At 52.4% G+C, this 26,066-nt stretch carries 26 protein-coding genes and 1 other RNA gene; 17 read left to right on the top strand and 10 right to left on the bottom strand.

The genetic code is table 11. The annotated features are described in order from the left end of the window. The first annotated feature begins 52 nt into the window (after positions 1-52). The 3 genes from pfkA (at position 53) to MKX42_RS22560 (ending at position 3,936) form a co-directional block, all read left to right on the top strand. Positions 53-1,024 carry a 6-phosphofructokinase gene (pfkA, locus tag MKX42_RS22570; protein ID WP_036702222.1) on the top strand — a complete coding sequence of 324 codons (972 nt, stop codon included), beginning with the start codon at positions 53-55 and terminating at the stop codon, positions 1,022-1,024. A gap of 148 nt (positions 1,025-1,172) precedes the next feature. Continuing rightward, the gene (locus tag MKX42_RS22565) at positions 1,173-3,659 is read left to right on the top strand and encodes a CoA-disulfide reductase (protein WP_340754764.1); all 2,487 of its coding nucleotides are present in this window, start codon (positions 1,173-1,175) and stop codon (positions 3,657-3,659) included. Between the two features lie 16 nt (positions 3,660-3,675). Further along, on the top strand, positions 3,676-3,936 hold the full coding sequence (locus MKX42_RS22560) for a metal-sensitive transcriptional regulator (protein WP_209990974.1): 261 nt from the start codon (positions 3,676-3,678) through the stop codon (positions 3,934-3,936). 110 nt (positions 3,937-4,046) lie between these two features. Here the strand turns inward: MKX42_RS22560 and MKX42_RS22555 are convergent, their stop codons facing one another. From MKX42_RS22555 to MKX42_RS22540, 4 genes are all read right to left on the bottom strand, one after another. After that, positions 4,047-5,402, bottom strand: a complete 1,356-nt coding sequence (locus tag MKX42_RS22555) for an MATE family efflux transporter (RefSeq protein WP_340754761.1) — start codon at positions 5,400-5,402, stop codon at positions 4,047-4,049. A gap of 133 nt (positions 5,403-5,535) precedes the next feature. Further along, entirely contained in the window at positions 5,536-6,765 is a 1,230-nt protein-coding gene (locus tag MKX42_RS22550) for a putative glycoside hydrolase (RefSeq protein WP_340754759.1), read from the bottom strand. A gap of 241 nt (positions 6,766-7,006) precedes the next feature. Further along, on the bottom strand, positions 7,007-7,195 hold the full coding sequence (locus MKX42_RS22545; RefSeq protein ID WP_171718441.1) for a hypothetical protein: 189 nt from the start codon (positions 7,193-7,195) through the stop codon (positions 7,007-7,009). A 175-nt stretch (positions 7,196-7,370) separates the two neighbouring features. Beyond that, positions 7,371-8,198: a YitT family protein gene (locus MKX42_RS22540; protein ID WP_036702214.1), complete on the bottom strand. Its 828-nt coding sequence runs from the start codon at positions 8,196-8,198 to the stop codon at positions 7,371-7,373. A 327-nt stretch (positions 8,199-8,525) separates the two neighbouring features. On the opposite strand from MKX42_RS22540, the gene MKX42_RS22535 reads away from it, so the two are divergent. Continuing rightward, positions 8,526-10,193 (top strand): DEAD/DEAH box helicase, encoded by a 1,668-nt coding sequence (locus MKX42_RS22535; protein ID WP_340754757.1) that lies wholly within the window; start codon positions 8,526-8,528, stop codon positions 10,191-10,193. A gap of 73 nt (positions 10,194-10,266) precedes the next feature. On the opposite strand, the gene MKX42_RS22530 is transcribed toward MKX42_RS22535, so the two are convergent. Continuing rightward, a complete protein-coding gene (locus MKX42_RS22530; protein ID WP_036702210.1) occupies positions 10,267-10,362 on the bottom strand; it encodes a hypothetical protein in 96 nt (31 codons plus the stop codon). A 179-nt stretch (positions 10,363-10,541) separates the two neighbouring features. Here MKX42_RS22530 and MKX42_RS22525 point away from each other — a divergent pair, with 179 nt between their 5' ends. The 3 genes from MKX42_RS22525 (at position 10,542) to MKX42_RS22515 (ending at position 12,230) form a co-directional block, all read left to right on the top strand. After that, positions 10,542-11,396 carry a YesL family protein gene (locus tag MKX42_RS22525; RefSeq protein WP_340754755.1) on the top strand — a complete coding sequence of 285 codons (855 nt, stop codon included), beginning with the start codon at positions 10,542-10,544 and terminating at the stop codon, positions 11,394-11,396. A gap of 104 nt (positions 11,397-11,500) precedes the next feature. Continuing rightward, a non-coding RNA gene (ssrS, locus tag MKX42_RS22520) (6S RNA) lies at positions 11,501-11,692 on the top strand. Between the two features lie 148 nt (positions 11,693-11,840). Further along, on the top strand, positions 11,841-12,230 hold the full coding sequence (locus tag MKX42_RS22515) for a DUF1499 domain-containing protein (RefSeq protein WP_340754753.1): 390 nt from the start codon (positions 11,841-11,843) through the stop codon (positions 12,228-12,230). A gap of 196 nt (positions 12,231-12,426) precedes the next feature. Here MKX42_RS22515 and tpx read toward each other — a convergent pair whose 3' ends face one another. Further along, positions 12,427-12,945 (bottom strand): thiol peroxidase, encoded by a 519-nt coding sequence (tpx, locus tag MKX42_RS22510; protein ID WP_340754751.1) that lies wholly within the window; start codon positions 12,943-12,945, stop codon positions 12,427-12,429. A 112-nt stretch (positions 12,946-13,057) separates the two neighbouring features. Here tpx and MKX42_RS22505 point away from each other — a divergent pair, with 112 nt between their 5' ends. Both MKX42_RS22505 and MKX42_RS22500 read left to right on the top strand, forming a co-directional pair. Further along, positions 13,058-13,678 carry a rhomboid family intramembrane serine protease gene (locus MKX42_RS22505; protein ID WP_340754750.1) on the top strand — a complete coding sequence of 207 codons (621 nt, stop codon included), beginning with the start codon at positions 13,058-13,060 and terminating at the stop codon, positions 13,676-13,678. Positions 13,679-13,692: 14 nt separating this feature from the next. Further along, positions 13,693-14,610, top strand: coding sequence for a LysR family transcriptional regulator (locus MKX42_RS22500; RefSeq protein ID WP_340754749.1), 918 nt, complete (start codon positions 13,693-13,695; stop codon positions 14,608-14,610). Positions 14,611-14,645: 35 nt separating this feature from the next. Here the strand turns inward: MKX42_RS22500 and MKX42_RS22495 are convergent, their stop codons facing one another. Continuing rightward, a complete protein-coding gene (locus MKX42_RS22495) occupies positions 14,646-15,323 on the bottom strand; it encodes a zinc metallopeptidase (RefSeq protein ID WP_379256841.1) in 678 nt (225 codons plus the stop codon). Between the two features lie 34 nt (positions 15,324-15,357). Continuing rightward, complete coding sequence (locus MKX42_RS22490; RefSeq protein WP_340754748.1) at positions 15,358-15,789, bottom strand: MerR family transcriptional regulator; 432 nt, start codon at positions 15,787-15,789, stop codon at positions 15,358-15,360. 562 nt (positions 15,790-16,351) lie between these two features. Between MKX42_RS22490 and MKX42_RS22485 the strand changes: the two genes are divergently transcribed. From MKX42_RS22485 to MKX42_RS22465, 5 genes are all read left to right on the top strand, one after another. Beyond that, entirely contained in the window at positions 16,352-17,746 is a 1,395-nt protein-coding gene (locus MKX42_RS22485; protein WP_340754746.1) for an ammonium transporter, read from the top strand. A gap of 39 nt (positions 17,747-17,785) precedes the next feature. Beyond that, a complete protein-coding gene (locus tag MKX42_RS22480) occupies positions 17,786-18,859 on the top strand; it encodes a DUF294 nucleotidyltransferase-like domain-containing protein (protein ID WP_340757766.1) in 1,074 nt (357 codons plus the stop codon). Then, complete coding sequence (locus tag MKX42_RS22475) at positions 18,856-19,605, top strand: exonuclease domain-containing protein (RefSeq protein WP_340754744.1); 750 nt, start codon at positions 18,856-18,858, stop codon at positions 19,603-19,605. Before MKX42_RS22480 ends, MKX42_RS22475 begins: the two co-directional genes overlap by 4 nt. A gap of 115 nt (positions 19,606-19,720) precedes the next feature. Then, positions 19,721-19,912, top strand: coding sequence for a hypothetical protein (locus MKX42_RS22470; protein WP_340754742.1), 192 nt, complete (start codon positions 19,721-19,723; stop codon positions 19,910-19,912). A 70-nt stretch (positions 19,913-19,982) separates the two neighbouring features. Next, positions 19,983-20,543, top strand: coding sequence for a TlpA family protein disulfide reductase (locus tag MKX42_RS22465; RefSeq protein ID WP_340754739.1), 561 nt, complete (start codon positions 19,983-19,985; stop codon positions 20,541-20,543). Between the two features lie 97 nt (positions 20,544-20,640). On the opposite strand, the gene cimA is transcribed toward MKX42_RS22465, so the two are convergent. Next, positions 20,641-22,260: a citramalate synthase gene (gene cimA, locus MKX42_RS22460; protein WP_340754738.1), complete on the bottom strand. Its 1,620-nt coding sequence runs from the start codon at positions 22,258-22,260 to the stop codon at positions 20,641-20,643. A 196-nt stretch (positions 22,261-22,456) separates the two neighbouring features. On the opposite strand from cimA, the gene MKX42_RS22455 reads away from it, so the two are divergent. The 3 genes from MKX42_RS22455 (at position 22,457) to MKX42_RS22445 (ending at position 25,716) form a co-directional block, all read left to right on the top strand. Continuing rightward, the gene (locus tag MKX42_RS22455) at positions 22,457-23,749 is read left to right on the top strand and encodes a DNA polymerase IV (RefSeq protein WP_340754737.1); all 1,293 of its coding nucleotides are present in this window, start codon (positions 22,457-22,459) and stop codon (positions 23,747-23,749) included. Positions 23,750-23,908: 159 nt separating this feature from the next. Then, complete coding sequence (locus MKX42_RS22450) at positions 23,909-24,151, top strand: ferredoxin (RefSeq protein WP_036702186.1); 243 nt, start codon at positions 23,909-23,911, stop codon at positions 24,149-24,151. Between the two features lie 137 nt (positions 24,152-24,288). Next, entirely contained in the window at positions 24,289-25,716 is a 1,428-nt protein-coding gene (locus MKX42_RS22445) for a L,D-transpeptidase family protein (protein WP_340754735.1), read from the top strand. Here MKX42_RS22445 and MKX42_RS22440 read toward each other — a convergent pair. Further along, positions 25,713-25,850 (bottom strand): hypothetical protein, encoded by a 138-nt coding sequence (locus MKX42_RS22440; RefSeq protein WP_340754733.1) that lies wholly within the window; start codon positions 25,848-25,850, stop codon positions 25,713-25,715. The genes MKX42_RS22445 and MKX42_RS22440 overlap by 4 nt on opposite strands. Positions 25,851-26,066: the final 216 nt, after the last annotated feature.

Raw genomic sequence — 26,066 nt, 5'->3', positions numbered from 1 at the left:
CTTCTCCGGGTAAGGGGAGAAACCGGCACAAATTTAAGGAGGAACTAACAGAATGTCAAACGTAAAAAAAATCGCAGTATTAACCAGCGGTGGAGACTCCCAGGGGATGAACGCCGCAGTGCGTGCGGTTGTCCGCAGCGCGATCTACTTCGGAATTGAAGTATTCGGCATTCAGCGCGGGTATCAGGGCCTGCTGAACCGCGACATTTTCCCGATGGATCTGCGCAGTGTCGGAGATATCATCCAGCGCGGAGGTACCGTTCTGCAGTCTGCACGTTGTCTGGAGTTCATGAAGCCGGAAGGCCAGCAGAAGGGTGCTGACATTCTGAATGAGCTTGGTATCGACGGTCTGGTTGTTATCGGCGGAGACGGCTCTTACCATGGCGCCAACAAACTCAGTAAGCTGGGAATCAAGACGATGGCTCTTCCGGGAACTATTGATAATGATATCTCTTTCACAGACTATACGATTGGATTCGATACTGCCGTAGGCGTAGTAGTGGATGCGATCAATAAATTGCGCGACACCATGTCTTCCCATGAACGTTCCTCCATCGTAGAGGTTATGGGTCGTCACTGTGGAGATATCGCTCTGCATGCAGGCCTTGCTTCCGGGGCGGAGACGATTCTGGTGCCGGAAATGCCTTATGACCTGAATGAGGTAGCTGACCGGATGAAGGATAATTTCGCACGCGGCAAACGTCACAGTATTGTCATTGTAGCTGAAGGCGTCGGCAAGGGTGAGGATGTTGCTCAGGCACTCAAAGACCGCCATGCTTCCCTGGATGCCCGTGTTACGGTACTGGGACACATTCAGCGTGGAGGGACTCCAACACCAGGAGACCGTAACCTCGCCAGCCGTCTGGCTGATTTCGCGGTTCGTAAGCTGATCGAAGGCGAATCAGACAAGGCATGCGGGATTATTAAAGGGGAACTGGTTCTTACCGATATCGACAAGGTAGTGAACACGAAGAAGGATTTCAATATCGAGCTGTACGAATTGGCTTCCCGGTTATCCCAGTAAGAACACACAGGATTCATACGATTTTCAACTCTCAGCGGAGCAGCAATCCTTCCATCACCGGAAGGGGCTGCTCTTTTTTGACTTGACAGTATACCCCCACCCGTATATTATGATACCCATAGGGGTATGCAAATAGGAGGGAATTAGAATGAGTAGAACGATAGTCATTATTGGCGGAGTTGCCGGAGGGGCGTCGGCGGCTGCACGCTTAAGAAGATTAAATGAAGAAGACCGGATTATTATTTTGGAACGGGGAGAGCATGTTTCCTTTGCCAATTGCGGCTTGCCTTATTATATAGGCGAGACTATTGATTCAAGAGATAAACTGTTCCTGCAGACACCAGCTGGTATACAGGCGCGTTTCAATATCGATGTGAAAGTCTTTACTGAGGCGACACAGATTGACCGCGAACGCAAGCAGGTGTACTGCCGCAATGTAACGACAGGAGAGACACAGCAGATTCCATACGATATTGTTGTACTTTCTCCCGGGGCTAAGCCGATTGTTCCTCCTTTTCCGGGTATTAACGAGGCTGATAACCTGTTTACCTTAAGGAATATTCCGGATACAGACCGTATCAAGGCATATGTGGACAGCCGTCAGCCCCGGCATGCCACTGTAATTGGAGCAGGTTTTATCGGCCTTGAAATGGCTGAGAATCTCCGGGAACGGGGGCTTGCCGTAACAGTAATTGACCGGGGGGAGCAGATTCTGAACCCGCTTGACCTGGAGATGGTTCGTCCGCTGGAGGAGCATATGCGTCTGCATGGGGTCGAGCTGCGGCTGAATGAGGGCGTAGAGGCTTTTGAACAACAAGGCCGTCTGGTTCGCCTCTCCTCCGGCGGGGAGCTTAGCACGGATATGGTTATTCTGGCGATCGGGGTCAGTCCTGAGAATGACCTGGCACGAAGCTGCGGACTTGAGCTGGGCATCCGGGGGGCTGTTAAGGTGAATGCTTCACTGCAGACGAGTGATCCGGCTATCTATGCTGTTGGAGATGTCATTGAAGTGAAGGACCGTGTTCAGGGGTTCGATACCATGGTGTCCCTTGCCTGGGGTGCCAACCGTCAGGGGCGTCTGGCCGCTGATCATATCAATGGCCGGCAAGCCTCGTATACGGGAGCATTAGGTACTGCGATTATCAAGCTCTTCGATATGACGGCTGCGCTGACCGGAAATAATGAGAAGACGCTTAGTTCATTGGGCGTTCCCTTTGAAGCTGTGCATATCCATCCGAATTCCCACGCCGGTTACTACCCCGGTGCTGCACCGATAGCGCTCAAGCTGCTGTTCAACCCGCAGACCGGAGAGATCTATGGAGCGCAAGCGGTCGGAAGTGCCGGTGTCGACAAAAGAATCGATGTCATTGCCACCGCTATCCGCAGCAAGCTTAAGGCTGATGAGCTGGCGGATCTGGAGCTGGCATATGCGCCGCCGTATTCCTCGGCCAAAGATCCGGTCAATATGGCGGGTTATGTTGCCTCCAATCTGATAGAAGGACTCGTCCGCAATCTGCAATGGCATGAAGTGGACGAATTCGCCCGCAGTGGCGGTCTTATCATTGATGTCAGAGACGAAGTAGAGCGGTTAGCCGGTTATGTACCCGGTTCTATCAATATTCCTCTGGCTGAGCTGAGAGACCGGCTTGCAGAGATTCCGCGGGATCAGGAGATCGCCGTATCCTGTCAGGTAGGGCTACGCGGCTACATTGCTGCCCGGATGTTAATTCAATATGGATATGCAGTACGAAACGTTGACGGAGGCTACAAAACATACGCAGCAATGGCAAGAAGGAATAACACTGGAGATTCCGGGAAGACAGAAGCACCGGTTTTGAAAAAAGAGGACTCGTCTCCCGCCAGTATAGTCCATATCCAGGAACAGCTTAGCAGTAAGGCGCCGCTCTTGCTGGATGCTTGCGGATTACAGTGCCCTGGCCCTATACTCAAAGTATATGAGACTATCCGTTCTATGGAGGAAGGCCAGCGGGTAGAGATCACTGCAACGGATTTCGGCTTTGCCGCTGATATCAGGCAGTGGTGCAGTAAGACGGGGAATACGCTGGAAGCTGTGGATGTATCCGGAGGCAAGGTTCAGGCAATGGTGCGCAAGGGACAAGACCCGGCAGACAGAGCCGCAGTACCGGCGGGACAGGCAGAAGTCTCCGAAGGAACCACGATGATTGTATTCAGCGGTGATCTGGACAAAACCATTGCTTCCTTCATTATTGCAACAGGCGCTGCAGCGATGGGCAAGCAGGTAACCATGTTCTTTACCTTCTGGGGGCTTAATGTTCTGCGCCGGGGGCAGTCTCCGCAGGTGAAGAAGAATGCTCTCGACCGGATGTTTGGCCTGATGATGCCGAAGGGAACGCGGAAGCTTCCTTTATCCAGAATGAATATGGGCGGGCTTGGCGCCAAAATGATCCGTTATACGATGGGCCGCAAGAATGTGGAGTCCCTGGAGAATCTGATGCAGGGCGCACTGCATGCGGGGGTTAAGCTGATGGCCTGCACAATGAGTATGGATATCATGGGCATCAAGCAGGAGGAATTGATTGAAGGTGTGGATTTCGGCGGTGTTGCCAGCTATCTTGGAGCTGCCGAGGACTCCGGCGTGAACTTATTTATCTAGAGGGAGCTGATCGACAGTGGAATATGATAAAGCCATTACCAACCGCTTGAAACGTATTGAAGGTCAGGTAAGGGGAGTGCTGGGGATGCTGGAGGAAGGCAAGGATTGCCGTGAGATTGTGACTCAGTTGACAGCGATCCGGACAGCTGTAGACCGTTCTATTGGTGCAGTGATCGGAGACAATCTGGAGCACTGTATCCAGGAAGAGCTGGCGAAGGGGAATTCCCCTGAGCAAGTGATTAAGGAAGCGGTGGATCTGCTTGTAAAAAGCCGGTGATGAAGAACAGCCACAGACGAAGGGGATCTCCCGAATGTCTGTGGCTGTTTTTATTACCATACAAGAATTGAGTATACATTGAAGCTATAGCTTCACTTTGCTGTGGGGAATTATGCCTTCTCCGGGGCGAATCTGCGCTGCACCCTGACGAGCCGGGCCAGCAGCAGGATTGCACCGATTCCAAGGCCCGTAATGAGGCCAATCCAGTAGCCGTAGGCCCCAAGCTCAGTGTAAGTGGCGAGCACGTATCCGACGGGCAGACCGATCACCCAATAGGCAATGAAGCAGATGACGAACGCAGGATTAACATCCTTATATCCCCGCAGCACGCCTTGGGTCGGGGTTGCGATAGCGTCGGAGATCTGGAAGAAGATCGCATAGATCAGGAAATGCTGGATCAGCGAGATAACCTCATGGTCATCCGAATACAGCCCGGCCACATGATTCCCGGCGAAGAGCAACACCAGTGCTGTGAGCAGGGAGAGGACAGCCGCCGTACCAATGCCCATAATGCCATACTGGCGTGCATCCTTCAGCCGGCCGGATCCGCTCTCGAAGCCGACGAGAATCGTCAGACTCATGCAGATGCTCAGCGGAATCATGTAGAGGGTGGATGCGAAGTTAATGGCGGCCTGATGGGCAGCGATTGTAATGGTATCGAAGCGGCTCATCAGCAGGGTTACAGCCGAGAACACCGCCGTCTCGAAAAAGATTGAAAAGCCGATCGGCACACCAATCTTCAGCAACTCCTTGAGGCTTACCAGGGACAACGCGTGAAATTTACGGAAAATCTGCAGGTTACGGAAAGGCTCGGCCCGGTAGACGAAGACCAGGGCAATCAGGAAGATGACCCAATACGTGATCGCAGAGGCAACGCCTGCGCCTACTCCGCCAAGGCGGGGGAAGCCGAAGTTGCCGAAGATCAGCAGATAGTTAAGCCCCACATTGACCGGCAGGGCAATCAGGGTGATGAACATGGAGACACGGGTCTGGCCCAGGGCATCAATGCAGCTGCGGACAACGGTGTAGCCGAACAGCGGGATAATGCCGAAGGAGATGGCACCGAGGAAGCGGAAGGCAATATTGCGTACCGCAGGCTCCAGATTCATGAAATTCAAGATCGGTGTGAGAGCGAGGCTGCCAAGAATCAGCACGAGCACGGATACGATCAGGGAGAGCCAAATGCCCTGCATTACCTGATTAGCCACATCCTTGCCCCGCTTGCTGCCGAGGAGATGAGACACAATGGGCGTTATCCCCATAAGAATACCGCTGAGGCCTGTCTGGATCGGAATCCACAAGCTTGTGCCGATGGCTACGCCGGCCAGATCATTCGTACCGAATTTGCCGGACATATTGGTGTCGAAGAAGGTAATGGCCGACAAGGCAATTTGAGTAATCAGAATCGGAAGCAATATATGCAGGAATTGCCCGGCCTTTTGTTTAATGGAGGAAGTCTGTTTCATAATTATCAATGCCCCGTTATCTTAATTTTAGATACTTATATTCCCAGTGTAAATAGTCCCAGTAAAAAGCCCGGCAGCTGCCGGGCTCTGGATATCTTGCGGCTATAGATACATCCGGATAATTGCAGAAAGCTTATTGGTCGTATTTCACATCGGCGGTATAGCGGTTATTGGCATTCCAAAGCAGGAATTCGTCGATATTCTGATCCTTCAAGGCACGGATCTGATCTTCAACCTGCTTCTTGCCGTATTTGACATAATGCCCGCTGCCCAGCCAGCTGGCGGTGAAATCCTGAATCCATGGGCGGATCACCGGTTTGAAGCTGCCTAGCGGATTCAACTTCTTGTGTGTATCGACCATTGAGCCCTTAATTGTAGCATAAGGGTCTTTGTCCGGATCCTTCACATCGAACCAGCCGGTGGAATAATGGCTCGGATAGACCATCGGGCTGATGACATCAACATTCTTGGAGATCTTCACGAAATCCTGGCCGATGCCTTCTGCAGCAGGTACCGAGGCGGCATAGCCGAAGATATCCACAGAGATCCGAACTCCCAGCGGGGCCAGCTCAGCTTTGGCATACTTGACAAAGTCGGCGATGATTTCCACGCGCGGTCTGTCGCTCTTGGTGTATTTCAGAGTGTCCGCACGCTTCTCGAAGCCTTCAGGGAAGCGTACATAGTCAAACTGGATTTCCTTGAACCCAAGCTTAACGGCCTCCTTGGCAATGTCTACGTTATACTTCCACACATTTTCATTATAAGGATTGACGAAGCTGTCTCCGCCCTTGTTGGCCCAGACAGAGCCGTCTTTGTTGACGAAGGATAATTCCTTGTTCTTCTTGGCGAGTACTGAATCCTTGAATACTACGATCCGCGCAATCGGGTATACATCATGCTCCTTCAGGCGGGTCATCAGCTTGTTGATATCCCCTATGAACGGCTGGGGATGTCCCATTTGCTGAAGCTCAGCATTGTCCGTCTTGTAGGTGATATATCCGGCATCATCCTTAATATCGATGACCATGGAGTTGAGCTCAGTTTTGTCCAGCAGGGCAAGCAGTGTCTCCATCCGTGCGCCCCCGGCGCTGTAGGCAGTCACGTATATCCCTTTAACCTTGGGAGCATCCGGCTGCGGATCGGCAATACGTGCTGTCTCCGGCGATGCGCTTGGTGAAGGTGCAGGAGAGGCAGTGCCGCCGCCGTTCGGTGATGCTGCTGCGTCCGGATTCGTTGTGTGTTCTGAGACGATGGGGGGATTCATGGCGCTCTGCAGTACTGCTGCCACATCGGCTTCATGTCCTTGATTCGGGACACCCACGCCTCCCAGTGCCATCATCAGTAAAGCCCAGGTGATATTCATTTCTTATTCGCTCCCTTTATGTACATTCCTTATAAAGTATAAGGTAACGGATGCACCCAAAAAGAACAGACTTGTAACAATACCCGTAATTTTTTGATGTCATCTTTCCGCTCTTGTTGTTTATAAACGGGATGTACAGATTTTGAACCGCTGAATATAAAAGTAAATGCCGCCCCGGACTGGCACGAAGGCCAATGACCAGGGCGGCAACTATTACAACTTGCTCTTTAGGGCAGCTTGCTCAATGAAGATACGCAGAATTCTGATGCTCGCAAATGCTGTAATGGATGATATCCATAGCATCTGCCGGTTCCAGAATACTCAGACCGTCACGCAGTACGATTACAGAATTGAGTTCGTCCTGCTTCAGGAACGGTATCATATCCGGATACCACCTCATGACGATTGCTGACAGTTTTACCGTTTCCATTTCCACAACAATCACCCTTTCCTTTTTCGAATCGAACTGAATCAGAATTCAGGGTCCACCCGGAAAAACGAAGTGCCTGGAAAAAAGAGGGTAAATCACAATCTTCATGAAATTGTTAAGGTCCTGCGTAGCTATAATATAACATAATTTGAACGGATAAGCATTTTCTTATGAATTACCGTTTGCGGAAAGAGCCCATCACACCGACTGTTTCAACAATATTCACAAAAGCCTGCGGGTCGCTTGTTTTGATAATGCGTTTCAGCTCTGCAAGCTCATACCGTGTGGTCACTGTCATTAGCATGTCCCGTTCCACATGAGAATAAGCACCTTCTGTCTTGAATTTTGTAACTCCGCGCTGAAGGCCCAGCAATTGCTGCAGCAGCTCATCAGTCCGGTTGGTGATGATGTACACGGTAACTTTGATGTGGCTGATATGGATCAGGTCGACCACCTTACCAGTGACGTAAATAGACACCATAGATGCAAGCGCCAGATTCCAGTTGTCGTCAAAATAAGCCGCAGCAAGAATGACGAGACCGTTGAGGCCGACCAGCACACTGCCTACCGGGAAGTCCCGGTACCGTGTTATAATAGAGCCCAGAATATCGAAGCCGCCCGAGGAGCCTCCTACGCGGAAGGATACACCAGCCCCGACACCTACAAGCACCCCTCCGAATACAGAGGCGAGCAGCATATCCGAGGACACCTGAACGACAGGCACGACTGTCATCAACCAGGTTGTTGCTCCTACAGAGACAATGCTCAGAATGATAAATCTCCGGCCGAGCTGGAACCATCCGGCAGCAAGCAGCGGGATATTGAAGAGTAAATACAGTAAGCTGATGTTAAAAGGAGTAAAATAACCGGCCAGCATGGCAAGGCCGGATACGCCTCCGCTGAGCAGTCTGTGGGGGATCAGGAACAGATTAAAGCCGCTTGCGATCATCGCTGACCCGAAAAGAACGGCAAGAAAGCTCCCGAATAATCTTAGTTTAACCAAGCAAATTCACCTCTGAAGTATAGTGTGAGTGTCATGTAAGTAATGAAAGTAAGGAATACACTGGTATTCCTGATTGGGTTTGTGATATAATGTATAGGATATTCTTGAGTAGGACGTTACAATGGTATTTTTGCATTGCTTAGAATGCGAAGCTGCAATTGTCAGGTGTAAGTAGTGGCCTGATCATAGGACATTTTTTTGTCCCAATACGCGCTAAACCATGCAGGAAATACGGCATGATTGGACAGCCTATAAATGTGTTTACCGCTACTTAAGAATACAGACAAGCATGTGGAATGTCCACTGTATAGAAGGAGCATGAATAATTTGAAAACATTCGCAGAATTCGGCTTGGAGCCAAAAGTACTTCAAGCAATCACAGAGCTAGGATTTGAGGAAGCAACACCAATCCAGGAGCAGGCTATCCCGCTTGCCATGGCCGGATCGGATCTTATCGGACAGGCACAGACGGGTACAGGTAAAACCGCAGCCTTCGGGATTCCCCTCATCTCCAAGATCGCAAGAGAAGAAGAGAAAATCCTGGCACTGGTAATGACGCCAACTCGTGAGCTTGCCATCCAGGTCGCTGAAGAAATCGGTAAGTTGACCCGCTTCAAAGGACTTCGTTCACTGGCTATCTACGGCGGGCAGGATATCGGCCGCCAGATCCGCGGACTGAAGAGAAAACCACAGATTATCATTGGTACACCAGGACGCCTCCTGGACCATATCAACCGCAAGACCATCCGCCTGGATGATGTTCAGACGATCGTACTGGATGAAGCCGATGAAATGCTCGACATGGGCTTCATGGAGGATATCCAGACTATCCTCAAGCTCGTTCCTGAAGAACGTCAGACCATGCTCTTCTCGGCTACTATGCCTCCTAACATTCAACGCCTTGCCCAGCAGTTCCTGAAGAACCCGCAGCATGTATCCGTAATTCCTAAGCAGATTAGCGCACCGCTTATCGACCAGGCTTATGTTGAAGTTCCTGAACGCCAGAAATTCGAAGCGCTTAGCCGCTTGATTGACATGGAATCGCCAGATCTGGCAATTGTATTCGGCCGCACGAAGCGCCGGGTAGACGAGCTTGCTGAAGGCTTGCAGAAGCGCGGATATTCCGCTGACGGCCTGCATGGCGACTTGTCGCAGAACCAGCGTGACGCTGTAATGCGCAAATTCCGCGACGGCAGCATTGATGTATTGGTTGCTACGGACGTAGCTGCACGCGGCCTGGACGTATCCGGCGTAACGCATGTAATCAACTTCGACCTTCCACAGGACCCGGAGAGCTATGTACACCGTATCGGCCGTACAGGCCGCGCCGGCAAAGAAGGAACGGCTTGGTCCTTCGTAACTCCGCGCGAAATGGATCACCTGCACCTGATCGAACGCGTTACCCGTCACCGCATTACCCGTAAACCGCTTCCTACAATGGCCGAGGCTATTGAAGGCAAACAGCGCATTACTGCTGAACGTCTGCTGGCAATGGTTGAGACTGGTGAACTGAATGAATATAAAGGAATTGCCATTCAATTGCTGGAGCAATATGATTCTGTACAGCTGCTGTCCGCAGCTATGAAGCTTCTTACCGGCGACAATAAGGATGCGCAAATTGAATTGACTCCTGAAGATCCGATCCGTGCCAAGCGCCGCGGCGGCAAGAATGACATCCGCAGCGGGCGTAAGCCTAACGGCGGCTATGGCGGCAACCGTTCAGGTTCCGGTTCTAGCTCCGGTGGCGGCTATCGCGGTAACCGTGACAATGCAAGCGGCGGCGGCTATCGCGGAAATCGTGACAACGCCAGCAGCGGCGGAAGCACCCGTGGCGGCTACAGCAGCGGCTATGGCGGCAACAGCGGAAGCGGCAGCAGCTACGGGGGCGGCTACAAAGGCAACCGTGATGGAGCGAGCCGTAACACAGACGGAAGACCATCCTCGCGTCCGAGCAGCACAAGCACACGCCCGGCCAAGCAGGATTTTGACGCTTAAGCCATAACAGAACACCTTGAAGAAGACGAGCAACCGTTACCGGTTCCCGTCTTCTTTTTTACTGTGGATTCGCTTAGATGAAGGTACGGCTGATAATGACCAGCAGGATGAAGAGCACGAGAATTGTTCCAGTGGAAGTCCAGGGATTGCAGCAGCCAGGTGCAGACATGAGGTCAACCTCCTTTGAGCATGGGGGATTTGTTGTGGTTACAATGTAATATATGGACGTATTGCAGAGCTTGCTTAGACACTTACCTAGAACTTGTAAACTTGGGCGCTGGAAAAGTCCAGTACAAACAGGTATAGTTAAGATACGCAGTATGCATAAGATAGACAGGAGGAAGGGAATTGGAGTTTAAAGGAGCAATGGGCGGTATATACCGCATCACGGAATGGATCTCACGCATCGCCTTCAGCAATATTTTATGGGCATTGTGTTCGATACCGTTCCTGTTCGCAGGAATTATGAAGATCCTCATGCTGGGTTCAGAAGCAGGCGGACCGAATGAGCAGATTATGCTGAACTGGGTACTTGGTGTATTCGCGCCATTCACTGTATTTCCGGCGACGTCGGCGTTATTCACAGTGGTGCGCAAATGGGTAATGGGCAATACCGATGTAAGTACATTCCGCACTTTTTTTCAGGGGTACAAAGAGAATTATCTGAAAAGCATGCTGGGAGGGCTTATCTACACCCTGCTGTTTGTCGTGATGTACGTTGATGTGACCGTATACATGACGCAAATGCCGAATTTCAAGATCGTCGGTATCCTGATGCTGGTGCTGATGATTATTTTGTTCGTATCGATGTTTAACTTCTTCTCCATCGTGGTTCACTACCAGATGACGTTCAAGGAAGTGGTAACCAATTCGATTCTGCTCACGATCGCCCGGCCGATCCGTGTGTTCTCGACGTTGATTGGTTCAGGCGTTCTACTCTATATAGGTCTGCGGTATCCCGTTCTATACGTGATTTGTATTCCCACGCTGGTTGCTATGCTTGCCTTCTTTAATTTCTTCGCTACATACAATAAGCTGCAACTACAGGTGGAGAAAAAGAAGCTGGCTGAAGAACAGGCCGCGCTGGAAGCGGCTGAGAATGAAGGTCTTGCGTCCGATGACGACGATGACGACGATGATGACGAAGACGAGGATGAAGATAACAGAGATAAGGACGCCGGTAAGGATTTCAAGCGGACTTAACATTCCTTTGATCATCCGGGCAGTAATGTCAACAGAAAATCATTCCGGCGTTAAATAAAGCGTATACAGGTTTACTTTTTCGTCAAAACGCACTATAATGTTTATAAATCCTGCGATGTACGTTATGGTTGCTCGTTGTTTTGAACCAATGATAATGTCTTGGGAGATCTACATGAAGCGCGGCTGAACAGCCCTGTCTATATGACCTGGGGAATTCAAAAACGACTTCTGCGGTCACCCACCTGCTCTAGCAGGTTCAGAAGACACTGCAGCCGGACGGCATAGGCGGGTTTTCTAATGGAATTGACAAGGCACCCTGTTACCTGCTTACTGCGGGTAGAGGGTGCCTTTTTCAAGGCTAAAGTGAGCAATGCCCTTTTGTTCCGCGGACAAGAGTGTTACACTTAGGGTAGTGAACTTGGGATTTGAAGAGGGGGAAGAATTTTGTCGTTGAAAAGAACCTTGGTCGGTTTATTTCGCAGTCATGACGGAACAAGCGACCGTGCCAAAGATCCGGCATTGAAAACGCGTTATTACAATCTTTCAAGAGACAAGGCGTGGGATGAAGTATCCGCAACGCTGAAGAAAATTCCTGGATTTAAGGTCTTGCATGAAGTACAGTCTGTAGGGGAGATTACCCTGGAGAAAAGAACGGCGTTAGGCCGCTCGCTGGATATTACCGTATCTGTGCTAAGCACTACGCCCGTACGCTGTGCCGTAGATATATATTCAGCATCCAGAGGTTCGCTTGGCGATCTGGGTGCCAATTACCGTGTCATTCAGCGTTTGTATCAGTCTCTGGATAAGAAGCTGGGCAAATATAAGGTGGATTGAGGACGAGAATCCGGGCATGTATTGCCGGGATTGTATGCGGTTTCCGGGAGTGGGACAGCCTGTTCCGGGCACGGATATCCTTATTGATCATCATACGCAAAAAGCGGAGAAGGAAGACCTTCTGCCGCTTTTTTTCAAAAATGTGGACATCTATAGGCTTGGATGCTGTATAACATATCAGTGCTGTCAGTCAATCTTACAGCAGAGCTTTAACTGCGGAAATCGCCGCTTCGTAGTCCGGGTGCTCAGCCATTTCACCGAGATACTCGACATAAGCCAAAGTGTCGTTCTTGTCTACAACGAAGATGGAGCGCATGTCGAGTCGGAATTCCTTGATCAGGACGCCGTAGGCTTGTCCGAAGGAAGTCTCTTTGTGGTCGGACAGGGTGATTACACTGTCGATGCCTGCGGCGCCGCACCAGCGGGCCTGGGCGAAAGGAAGGTCTGTGCTGATGGTGAGGATGACTACATCATCGCCAAGACCGGCGGCCTCGCTGTTGAAACGGCGGGTCTGCGCATCGCACACACCGGTATCCAGGGAAGGTACAACGCTGATCAGCTTGATTTTGCCAGCGTAATCTGTAAGAGTAACATCTTCCAGGAGATTCTTGCTTACCGTGAATTGCGGTGCGGGATCTCCGGCTTTCAGCTGCGGGCCTACCAGAGTGATGGGGTTGCCCTTAAAAGTGGCTACGCCTGTTCTTTCTTGCGTCATGTCCTTGTTTCCTCCTTGAATTGCATTATTGGCATGTACCTGCCAGAATAAATTATAATCTTTTTAGAAGCTGGATGTCGAGCTGGACAACATACATAAAAGGATGGGTGTTATGATTTTTATAAGGTATGAGAAGTGGAGAAGTTATCTCCGGTATTATCCTGTAACCTGTGCGCTGATTCTGGCCAACGTGGTTATGTTCATCGTGCTGTCCCTGAATGGCGGCTCCACCAACCTGTACACGCTGGTGAAGTATGGGGCTACAGTCAATGTGGGACCTGAAAAGGATGAGTTGTGGCGCTACGCGGCTGCGATGTTCCTGCATAACGGCTTCGCCCATTTGTTCTTCAACAGCTTCTCGCTGCTTGTGTTCGCCCCGCCGCTGGAGCGGCTAATGGGCTGGTGGCGGTATGCGCTGCTGTATCTGGGCGGAGGCTTCATTGCTAATCTGCTTGGAGTTGTCAGCCACGGGACTGTGGAGATTGGGATTGTTTCTGTAGGGGCCTCGGGAGCGATCTACGCCGTCTATGGCGCATTCCTCTATATTGCGTTGTTCCAGAGGGCGATGATGGATGAGGGCTCGCGCAAGACACTCTATGGACTTCTGGTGATGGGGATTATCATGTCCTTTGCCACTCCATATATCAACTATATGGCTCATATCGGCGGCCTGATCGCCGGATTCTTCATCTATGGGCTAATCATCCGTGTATTCAAACGAAACCGGCGATAAGGAAGGGTGTAATCGTGGAGCTTAGACAGCTGCAGTATTTTCTGAAGGTTGCCCAGAAGGAACATGTCACCAGAGCAGCGGAGGAGCTGCATGTCGCACAATCTGCGGTGAGCCGCCAGATTCATCAGCTGGAGCAGGAGCTGGGGGTGGATCTGTTCATGCAGAAGGGGAGAAACCTGCAGCTTACGCCTGTAGGGCAGCTCTTTTGCAAAAGAGTGGAGTCGGTCCTGAATGAACTCGACAGGTCTGTGGCGGAGGTGCATGAATTCCTTGACCCGGAGCGTGGTGAGATCCGCATCGGCTTCCCGCACAGCCTCGGGACTCATCTGATTCCTTCAATTGTGGCGGAGTTCCGAAGCCATTATCCTCATGTAAAATTCCGCTTCAAGCAGGGAGCCTATCCATCCTTAATCAAGGATGTGATCTCTGGAGAGGTGGATCTGGCATTCATCTCCCCGTTCCCCGAGAATGTGGGACATGTGGCCGGAGATATCGTCATGACCGAGGAGCTGTTCGCCATTCTGCCGCAGAATCATCCGCTTGCCAGCGAAGAAGTGATCCGGCTGGAGCAGCTGCGGGACGAGAAATTCGTATTGTTCAGCCAAGGCTACTCACTACGGCCGATTGTGTGGCAGGCCTGCCTTGCGGCAGGGTTCAAGCCGCAGATTGCTTTTGAAGGCGGGGAGACCGATACGATCCGCGGGCTGGTAGCTGCCGGGATGGGAGTAAGCCTGCTGCCGGAGATGGCGCTCTACCAGACGAACCCGATGCAGCCTGCGCAGGTCCGGGTGGTGGAGCCTACGATTACCAGAACCGTGGGTCTGATTCACCGGGCAGAAGGCAAGCTGCCGCTGGTCGCCCAGTCCTTCCGTAACTTCCTGCTTACCTATTTCAAAGACAGACACACAGACAATACCCCGGTCGGCTCATAGCCGACCGGGGTATTGTCTGTGTAGTCATATAGATCTTAATCGCGGTTGCCGAGGAACATCAGGATCAAGCGGATCAGTTCGATCAGGGATACCAGCGCTGCAGCAACATAGGTGAGCGCTGCGGCATTCAGAACCTTGGCTACGCCGCGCTCTTCATCATTGCGGATGAAGCCCTGCTGTACCATAATCTGGCGCGCACGGCTGCTTGCGTTGAATTCAACAGGCAACGTGACCAGCTGGAAGGCAACTGCGGCAGAGAAGAAGATAATACCGAGCCCAATAAGGTTGAGCGAGCTGAAGATGAAGCCTGCAAGCAGCATGAAGGGAGCGACCCCGGAAGCGAAGTTCACGACCGGGAACATCCGGTGGCGCAGTGCCAGCATCGGATAATGCTCCTTATGCTGAATCGCATGGCCGATCTCGTGACAAGCGACAGAGACCGCTGCGATGGAGCTTTCATAATATACAGGCTCCGACAGCCGCACAACGCGGTTAATCGGGTCGTAGTGGTCTGTGAGGGTTCCTTGAACCGGTTCAATGGGAACATCGTAAAGTCCGTTGGCATCCAGCATACGCCGGGCTGCTTCGTAACCCGTTAAGCCGTTCATGTTCGGCACCTTGGCCCATTTCTTGAAATTGCCCTTGACCCTGAACTGGGCCCATACAGAAAAGATAAAAGCGACAGCTAACAATACATACATTAGTGGCATCATAGGTGCTCATTCCTCCATTATAAATTACAAGCTGTTACATTGGAGGCCCCTGCGTCAGCAGAAGCCGGATCGCTTCCATACAGGCGACGCCCTGAGGAATCAGTGCTGCCAGTGCCCGGTTGGCCTGACCGGGCTTCAAACCGCTTATCACGGGCTCCAGGGCCTTCACTTCCCGTTCAAGCTGCTGCATCTGAAGCTCAAGCTGGACCAGCTTGCCGGAGACTTCAGCCTCAGGTGTGGCTGCATTCCACTTGCCCATCAGGGATTTGATTTCTTCCAATGTATATTTCTCTTGCTTAAGCTGATTAATACGTTTCAGAACGACTAAGGTTTCATGACTGTAGAGCCGGTAATTCTTCATGCTCCTGGATTCCGGTGTAATCAGTCCAAGCTTCGTATAATAATCAATGGTGCGTTCACTGATGCCGGCCGCTTTGGCCAGCTCTCCGATCCGGTAAAGGGTCATATCTCCAAGTTATCTCACCTCGCTATTTCCTGCGTGAAATAATCATATCAAATTGGAAACCGTACAGTCAAACGTGACGCTTACTTTAAAGTATATGCTGACTTTTCATAAAGATGATTGGGAGGCAATCGAAGCGAGGATATTCCTTAGAGGGGAAGAATTCATTTGAAACATGACATAACGTGTTATATGATTAAGCGCCAAGCACATCTGGAAAACATCAGGATCGCGGTGGGCGGAGAGTGTGGTGTGGTGTGATCAAGGGATAATAAAAGGCATGTTTACTAATAGACATTAATAAAAATACAGTATGAAACGTAGGAGAAAGCTCTGTTGACTGTATGCGTTTGCATAATTGATGCGTAAGGAAGCGCGTTAATCCTGGCAGGTTACCGGTAATCGTGCTCGGGAGGGGGCCTTGGGTTCAGAATGGCACAGCTTCCAAAATTAAATTAGAACATTCAAAAAAATAGTCTTGTCAATTTACCTGACTTCTGATTATAATGACATTAAGAGTTTCACGCTTTGTTAGAAAATATAACATTGGGGAGTGGGGTACACTATGAAAAAAAAGATGTTGATGATGTTCCTGGGTATGATTACACTGATGATCTATCCGGTCAGCGCCTTCGCAGCAGAGGGTCCGGCAGCACCGGATCTGCAGATCGGACTCGACACAGCATTTACGTTCCTGGCATTTATCCTTGTATTCTTCATGCAATCAGGATTCGCATTACTTGAGGCCGGTTCGGTCCGGATGAAGAATGCCGGTCATGTGGCCGGTAAGACGGTACTGACACTGGCAATTGCAAGCTTGTGCTTCTGGGCACTGGGCTTTGGTCTTGGCTTCGGTAACGGCAACAGCTTCTTTGGAACTACAGGCTTCTTCTACGGCGGCGATTCGGCCGCCTCTGCATTCGAATCCCTGGCCTTCTCCGATGTTACACTAAATACGAAATTCCTGTTCCAAATGGCATTTGCGGCAGTCTCCCTGGCGATTGTGTCCGGCGGTATGGCTGAACGTGCTAAGCTTAGCGTATACATTATCTTCGGAATTCTCTTCTCGGTTGTGATTTATCCGGTTGTAGCCCACTGGGTATGGGGCGGCGGCTGGCTGGCAGAGCTGAGCATGCAGGATTATGCAGGTTCTACAGTAGTCCATCTTACAGGTGCAACGGCGGCTGTAGTGGCGACCATTCTTCTTAAGCCCCGTCTTGGCAAATTCAACAAAGAAGGCAAGCCGGTTATTATTCCGGGACATAATCAGGTATTCACTGTGCTTGGGGTTATCATTCTCTGGTTCGGCTGGTTCGGCTTCAACCCGGGCAGCGCGTTGTCTCCTATGGGCGGATTCTTCGGACACGTAGCACTGACTACTAACATTGCAGCGGCGGCAGGCGGTCTGGCAGCACTGGCAGCTTCCTGGCTGTACTTCGGCAAATCCGACATTCCGGCCATGCTTAACGGCGTACTTGCAGCCCTGGTTGCCATCACCGGTGCCTGTGCCTTCGTAGAGCCTTGGGCAGCCATTGTTATCGGTCTCGTTGCCGGTGCCTTCACCTTCATGACTTCACAGTGGCTGGAGCGTGCAGGACTGGATGATCCGATCTATGCTTTCTCTGTACATGGTATCGCCGGTATGTGGGGGGCGTTGTCTACAGGCCTCTTCGCAGCACCTGATCTGATTGAAAAAGGCGCACTTGTAGGTAAAGCCGGTCTGTTCTATGGGGGCGGCTTCCATCAGCTCGGCGTGCAGGCGCTTGGTGTAGTCGGAACGTTCGTGTTCGTAGCCGTGATGTCCTTCGTCATCCTGTATGTAATGAAGATGGTTATGGGTATCCGTGTAACGGAAGAAGAAGAATTGATGGGTCTGGATATCAGTGAGCACGGTACTTACGGTTATCCTGAGCAAATGAAGCTGATCAGTGAATCAGAATCCAAAACCCTCAAACACTAATATCTTTACTCAGGCAGGGAGGCGGACCGAGTGGCTTCGATGGAGGCAGCAGATTGGAACGAAGAAGAAAGTTACTTGTCCATCGTAACAGCCGGTTCGCCGGAGGAGCTCAAGAGGAGGCGTACCGCTTGTCAACAAGCGCTGCTGGAGCAGCTGGGCGTGATTCCCGTTCAGGAATGGATGCACCGGGTCAATGCGATGCATGACCAGCTTGCCGGGACGGCGGTACGGATATGTGAGGCGCAGATGAAGGAGGCGGGCTACGGCCTGCCTCCCTGCGCCTATTCCTTTATTGTATTCGGCAGTGCGGGCCGGCAGGAAGCTACGCTATGGAGCGATCAGGATAACGGCTTGATTGTTGAGGAAGCGCTGGAGGGTGAGCGGAAAAGGTATTTCGAAGCTTTTGGCAGCATGCTGTCGGATGTTCTTGAGGCAATTGGCTATGAGAAGTGTGAGGGCAGGGTCATGTGCTCTGAGCCGCTCTGGCGGAAGTCACTGGCTGACTGGAAGCTCCAACTGGCAGACTGGATGGAGCAACTCGAATGGGAGCCTGTGAGGTACCTGATTATAGCTTCGGATATGCGGCATGTAGCGGGAAGTGAGACGCTGTCTGCGCAGTGGCGGGAAGCCCTGCATAACGGATTCACGGATAACAGCAAATTGACGATGGCGGTACTTCGCAATACAGTGCGCCATAAGGCAACGCTGAACCTGCTGGGGCAGGTGCTCACGGAACGGTTCGGTGATAATGCCGGCGGTTTCGATGTCAAATATGGCCTCTACATTCCGCTTGTCAATATTGTCAGGCACTTGTCGCTGCTCCATGGAATCGAAGCATCTTCGACACTGAAGCGGCTGGATGAGCTGGCTAAGCTGGAGCAGTATCAGCATCTGGAGGAGATCAGGCGTGCTTGTCTGACAGCGCTCAGGATGCGGGTGAATACACCGTTTACGGTGACAGACGGCCTGCTCGTGAGCAGTGATTATTATGCGGAGAATGATCTGAAGAATAAGCAGCTTCGGGCGGAGCTGCGGGAAAGCCTGCTGCTGATCAGACGCCTGCACAAGGCGCTGCAGCGGCAGCTCCGGTCAGCGGAAAGGAGACAGCTATGAAGGAGCCGAGCAAAGGCGGAGGATTCTGGAATAATCTGCGGCAAGGCGGAATGCCCTCTGCCATCGCTTCCATGAGAGGCGGAGAATCGGCGCAGCAGACCGCCCAGCAAATGGCCTTTATCCGTTCTCTGATGCGCGAGAAACGGCGTCCCGAAGTGCTGCATACTCCCCTGTCTGAACTGGAGACGGTAATATTCGATCTTGAGACTACAGGCTTCTCCCACCAGGGAGGGGACGAGATTATGTCCATCGGGGCGATCCGGGTAGTAGGGGAAGAGATCAAGGCAGAGGAATGCTTCTATACACTGGTGAACTGCGGGGCAACGATTCCTGACAATATTACGAGACTGACCGGAATTTCAGCAGAGATGACCTCCGCTGCTCCGCCGCTGATGGATGGCCTGCATAACTTCATGTCCTTCGTCGGACAGCGGGTGCTGGTGGCGCACGGAAGTGCCCATGATAAGGCATTCCTGAACGCTGCCTTATGGAAGACCTCCAAGGTCCAGTTGACCCACCGGGTGCTTGATACGATGATGCTGGCCCGCTGGCTGGAGCCGCACCGCAGCAATTACACGCTGGATGAGCTGCTGGCGATCCATGAGATTCCTATTGAGGGCCGCCATCATGCGCTGGAGGATGCCAAGATGACGGCGAAGTTGTGGGTTGCTTACATCCGCCAGATCTTACAAAAGAACCAGGTGGATACACTAGGCGACTTGTACGCCTATCTAAGCAGGACATGAGGGCTATTGTGTAAGACTGGCCGGATTGCATTGCAAAGCGGGGGCTTAATTAAGGTATTTCAGGACGGCGGCGGGTCAGGCGCTACGTTGCGTGTCGGCCTAAGGGCCAATACACATGCCACCCGCTGCGGCAGCACCAGCAGCTGTCCGCAGGTCTCCTGCGCCAGCCGGGCCGCAGAAGCTTCCCCAGCCTCTGCTGTACGGAAGAGTCCGGTCTGAACAGCCGGAGGCTTCCCTGGCCGCTGTCAGCTTTACCCCTCTCTCTTCATGGGATTTCGTCTTTGACGGAATCCTCTTTTTTATGTAAATAACGTTTGAAACTGGAGCAAGTGGGGGTACAATAGAGGAAAATCCTCCATGTAAAGGATCTGAACTCAATGAAAGCAGTCCATAAACGGAATGTAACAATTCTGGCCTTGATTGTTTTTCTGGCCGTTCTTGCCATAGAACATAAAGTGAAATCGGAGCCTAAAGCGGTTGCGGTCCTGGAGCAGACGGCGGAACCGGAGACTGGTGCCTCCGCCGGACTCAAAGCGCCTCCTTTTACAGTACAGGAAGGGGATAAGCAATATGGGGTCGATGGGGCAAGGGAGAAGCCGGTCATTCTTAACTTCTGGGCTTCCTGGTGTGATCCTTGCCGGCAGGAGGCTCCTGAGCTGAATAAGCTGGCTATGAAATACAGCAAGGTGCTGGATGTATACGGAATTAACGTGACCAGCCAGGACTATAAGCCTAATGCGGAACGCTTCGTGAAGAAGTACATGCTGACCTTCCCGGTGATGTATGATCTGAAGGGCCAGATCTTCGACAAGTATAACGGGGCGGTGTTCCCGACCAATGTGTTAATTGATAAGAACGGTGTCATCAGTGAGATTATTCTAGGGGTTCTGAGCGCTGAGGAATTGGAAAAAAAGATTATCGCGCTGACCGGCTCCTAGCACAGGCGATCAGCCGCAAAATAAAGAGCCCTCCTGTGCGGAGAAAGTTCACCGCATCGGAGGGCTTTGTGGAGTGCATAGAGCGAAGCCAAGGAGGTCAGTGATTGACCAGACCTCTTGGTTCACTGCTGGCAGGAATTTCCTGGTCCAGTGAGATCTGTCCCAGAAGGGCATAACGCATGGAATCGACCAAAGCCTCCCAGCTCGCTTCGATCACGTTGCTGGATACGCCTACGGTGCTCCAGGTGTCGCTGTAGTCCTTGGATTCGATTAGCACGCGGACCTTTGCGGCAGTCTGATCCTGCTCATCCAGCACACGGACCTTGTAGTCGGAGAGGTGCATATCCTTAAGCTGAGGGAAGTAGGTCTGCAGCGCCTTACGCAGCGCATTATCCAGCGCGTTGACCGGTCCGTTGCCTTCGGCGGCTGTGTACAGGCTCTCGCCGCCGACCCTCAGCTTGACGAAGGCCTCGGAGACGACAGGGCGGCCGGCGGTCTTCTCAACCAGCATCTTGAACGACTCGAAGGTGAACAGCTCATTGGTCTCGCCGGTCGCTTCCCGGAGCAGCAATTCAAGCGAAGCATCCGCGCCTTCGAACTGATACCCCTGATGTTCAAGATTCTTGATCTTGTCAATCACCTTGCGCGCCTGCTCGCTGCTTGGATCAAGACTGAGTCCCATGTCCTGCGCTTTGGACAGCACATTGCTCTGTCCGGCAAGCTCAGAGACCAGGACGCGCTGCTTATTGCCGACCAGTTCAGGGGCAATATGCTCGTACGTCCGTGAATCGCGCAAAATGGCGGATACGTGGATGCCGCCCTTGTGGGCGAAAGCGGCTGTGCCGACATAAGGCTGATTCACCGGCATGTTCACATTGGCGACCTCGCTGATGAACCGGGCCGTGTTGGTTAACTGCGGGAGGGAATCACCAGGGATGCAGTGATAGCCCATCTTCAGCTGCAGTGTTGGAATGATGGAACACAGATTGGCATTGCCGCAGCGCTCTCCGTAGCCGTTAATGGTCCCCTGGACCTGCCGGGCACCGGCGCCGATTGCGCTTAGGGTGTTGGCAACCGCAAGCTCACAATCGTTGTGTGTATGAATACCGAGCGATGCTTCCGGGAGCAGCACACCGATGCTTGTCACAATATCATGAATCTCATGCGGCAAGGTGCCGCCGTTCGTATCGCACATCACCAGCCAATCTGCTCCGGCCTCGCGGGCACGGGTGAGAACAGCAGCGGCGTATTCAGGGTTGTTCTTGAAGCCGTCGAAGAAATGCTCTGCGTCGAAGATGACCTCAAGCCCCTTGCGCTTCAGATAAGAGATGGAGTCGAAGGTCATGGACAGGTTCTCTTCCAGAGTGGTCTGCAGGGCAGTATGAACATGGAAATCCCACGATTTGCCCACCAGGGTAGCCGCCGGAACCCCGGCGTTAATTATCCGCTGCAGCCCCTCGTCCTGCTCAGTCACCGTGTTCTTGCGCCGGGTGCTACCGAATGCGGTAATCTTGGCATTCAGATGAAGCTCCTGGACTCTTTTGAAAAATTCGATGTCCTTGTTGTTGCTGCCCGGATTGCCGCCTTCAATATAATGGACACCCAGATCGTCGAGTTTCCTGGCAATCTTCAGCTTGTCATCCGCCGACAGACTGATCCCCTCGCCTTGTGTTCCGTCGCGCAGGGTGGTATCGAAGATGGAGATAGACTTAGACATGAGTGTCCTCCTAAAAGTGTTATTAGCCTTCGCATAGGAAATTAATTTTTATATTATAGCATTTTTACGCGGGAAAGTAACAAAGAACTTTTCTCACCCCGCTGTCACAAGCGGCTCTCTGGCAAGTTGACCTCCCGCCGGGGTAGAGGTATGCTGACAATAACAATGGAACCCCGAAGATAAGAAGGTGGATACCATGCAGAGCGTGGATCAATATTATCCGGCAAGCGGCAGGGTTATTCTGCATGTGGACATGAATGCCTTTTACTGCTCTGTGCATGAGGCGGAAGATCCGGAGCAATATAAAGGCAAGGCGACAGCAGTGGCGGGCAGCGTGGAGGCTAGAAGAGGTATTATCGTCACCTGCTCCTACGCCGCGCGCAGGCTGGGCATCTCCACCGGCATGCAGGTGCAGAAGGCGCTGCGGATTTGTCCTTCCTTAATGCTTATTAAGCCGGATTTCCATCTATACCGCAAGTACTCGAATGCATTTATGCAAATTGCCTACAGCTATACTCCGCTGCTCGAAGCGGTCTCGATAGACGAGTGTTATCTGGATATCACCGGCTCCCGCCAATTTGGAACGCCGCTGGAGATTGCAGAGGCACTGCAGCGGCGGATTATGGAGGAACTGGGTCTGCCATGCTCCATTGGGATTGCCCCCAACAAGCTGCTGGCGAAGATCGCTTCTGATCTGAAGAAGCCCAGCGGCATCTCCGTGCTGCGGCTGCGCGATGTGCAGTCCGTGCTGTGGGACAAGCCGTGCAATGAGATGTTCGGCATTGGCGGCAAGACGGCCGAGAAGCTGCGAAAGCTGGGTATCTACAGCATCGGACAGCTGGCGGCTGCGGACGAGGCGATGCTGGTCGGGCATTTCGGCGTCATGGGCGCCTGGCTGAAGCGGGCGGGGAACGGGATTGATCACGGGATCGTGAATCCTGAGCGGGAGCAGAGCAAATCCATCGGCCATACAACCACGCTGCCGCATGATGTGGTAGGGCTGGCTGAGGCGCGCCCGATTCTGCTGAACCTGAGCGATCAGGTTGCGCGGAGGCTGAGGAAGCAGGGGCTGGTTGCAGCGGGGGTACAGCTGACGATCCGCACGCCGGATATGAAGACGATTACCCGCTCCCGCAAGCTTGAGGCTCCCACGGAGAGCGCCGAGGACATCTATAAGGTGGCATGCGACCAGTTCGCGCGCCACTGGAAGGGCGACAAGCCGGTACGGCTGCTGGGGGTAACGCTCCAGGGGCTGATACCCAAAGAGGAGTCGGCCATTCAGCTGGACCTGTTCGACTACGAACGGCAGCCGAAGAAGGAATCGCTCAATAAAGCGATGGATATGCTGCGCAATAAATTCGGCGAGAATGCAGTGCTGACCGCAGGGATGCTGAGCGACAGCCACTCGGCGCGGCTGCGTAATCATAAGGAGCGGGGCACCTCGCTGCAGAAGGACAATCTGGGCGGCGCTGACAAGGATATAGACTGAGTTAAGGCCCGTCATCAGCCGCCTGGAGCATCGCAGAGAATGAGGCAATAATGTCAACACATTGAAAATTCATTGAAATTGTATCCTATTTATATTAATATGAGAAAAATAACAGGCTGCGACTGCAGGCTGTATAGTTAAGCGGGAGGCAGAGAAAAAATGGCTAAGTACACTTGGGTCGAGAAGGACACATGCATCGCTTGTGGTGCTTGTGGCGCGACGGCCCCTGATATTTTTGATTATGATGATGAAGGTTTGGCAGAAGTGATCTATGAGAACGACGGCAACCACGGTAATGTAGTGATTCCGGACGACTTGTTCGATGACCTGCAGGATTCAGCTGACGGATGCCCTACAGACTCCATTAAGATTGCAGATGCACCTTTCAACAAAGAGGGCTAAGCTTCTGCCTTCTTACATAAAGACATCTCCTGACCGCGATAAATGCGGCTTGAGGTGTCTTTTTTTGCATCCACTGCCGATATACAATAGAAGGTACATACGAATACATAACCATACCACCGATAGTGGAGGCCAACATGAAGAATGCTCAGCATCTAAAAGCCTATGTACAGATGCATCCGGATAATAAGATGGCATGGTACTTGCTTGGTAAGGAATACTATAAGAACGGGCAGTATGGAAAAGCGAATTACTGCTATAATCAGGCCGGGGAAGTGTATGAGGCATTTGAACGCAGCAAGGTGCCGGCGGATATGCTGCAGCAGTACGAGGAAGGGCTGCTGGAATCGGCCCGGGAACGGCAGACTGCGGGGCTCAGGAAGCGCCGGGTGCTTCTGGCTCTAATGCTGCTGCTGCTCATGCTTATTCCTGCTGCCGTCGCACCGGGAATTCTGCCGGACAGTAAGGGGGCAGCTGCTCCGGTCGCGAATATCTCAGCCGTGCTGCCGGAGACAGCCGAAGAGACACAGGTAAGTCCGCAAGAACCGGCAAGTCTGGATTTCACGGCGGTAGCGGCGGATGCTGCTGCAGGGGGCGGGGGCCTGGCAGCCATCCTGAAGTCGGCGAAGACGCCTTCCGCCACCGCACTGCTCGGTATGAAGCGCTCGGGCAAATGGCTGCTGTGGAAGAAGGGGCTGCCGCTGGAGGCTACCCTTGCCAAGAGCGGAGAAGGGCGCATAGTCTATCAGTCCTATAATCCGGCAGCGTGCGCATGCCAGCCGCCGGATCCGGCGGAGCTCAAGCAGCAGGGGCTGGGCTGGCAGAAGCAGCAGGAGGAGCTGGCTGTGCTCTGGAGTGCGCTGCGTGCGTACAAGAGCAGCAAGGGGACTTATCCCGAAGCGGTACAGGAATTAGTGAAGCCGTTCCCGGCGAACGTGCTGGGCGGCATTACCCCGCTGATGAAGGAAGCCTTCGCACCGCTGCGGGCCACTGCACGAGGAGAGGCGCCGCTGCTCTCTGCATCACCACAGCCGTCTGGTGGCCAAGAGTCAGGTACTCCCGGGCACGAGCAGACGGGCGGTGGACGTCCGGCGGCGGGGCCGGGGGAGAAGCTTTTTTTCAGAGAACCGCTTGCTATTATTGTAGATAAGCAAAACCACCGTCTGGCGGTCACCAGCGGCAATGTGATTCTGCGGAATTATGCCGTAGGACTCGGCGGAGATAAGACCCCTGAAGGGGAGTTCTTCATTAAGGACAAGGTCGTGAACCCGAACAGGCGCGATAACGGGGAATTCGGCAGCCGCGGCATGCAGCTCTCGGACAGTAATTATGCAATTCACGGGACGAATGAGCCGGATAGCATCGGCAAGGATGAGTCGCTGGGGTGTATCCGGATGAGCCGGAAGGATGTCGAGGAGCTGTTCGCGATGGTGCCGATGGGCACGAAGGTTCTGATCAGTCAAGGGGTTCTGCCTGAGGAGCTGGTCGTACCGGAGGAACGTTTCCCTTCGGATTCGCCCCGTAATCAGACCAACCCCCATAAAGTGTACCATTGGCTGAACTAATTCCCGACAACGACAAATAAAACGGCGATAAGCGCAATCAGCAGTACCAGACTGGCGCTGATCCACAGAATGGCTTTGCGGTTCACTTCTTCTTTTTTCTGCTGGAGTGTAGGAGGCTTACGTTTGGTTGACATTAGGTCACCCTTCTTTCTCTCTTAGTCTGTGATAACCCTTACATGTGAGGATTGCCGGCGGTGCATGGAACTTGTGCCCGCTCCTCTATTCTAGTCTGGATGAAAAGACAAGTCTAGCTGCAATCTCTTGCGGCAGGAATGGATCGCCGAAGCCTTAGTCTATACACAGGAATACCGGCTGGAGTATTATAAGGAAGGTTTTATGCTGGAGCTTGA

Origin of the sequence: Paenibacillus sp. FSL R7-0204 (genome assembly GCF_038002225.1) — a bacterium.
Classification (GTDB): domain Bacteria; phylum Bacillota; class Bacilli; order Paenibacillales; family Paenibacillaceae; genus Paenibacillus_AQ.
Note: the sequence above shows the minus strand (reverse complement) of the source record. Positions and strands in the feature narration are given on the sequence as shown.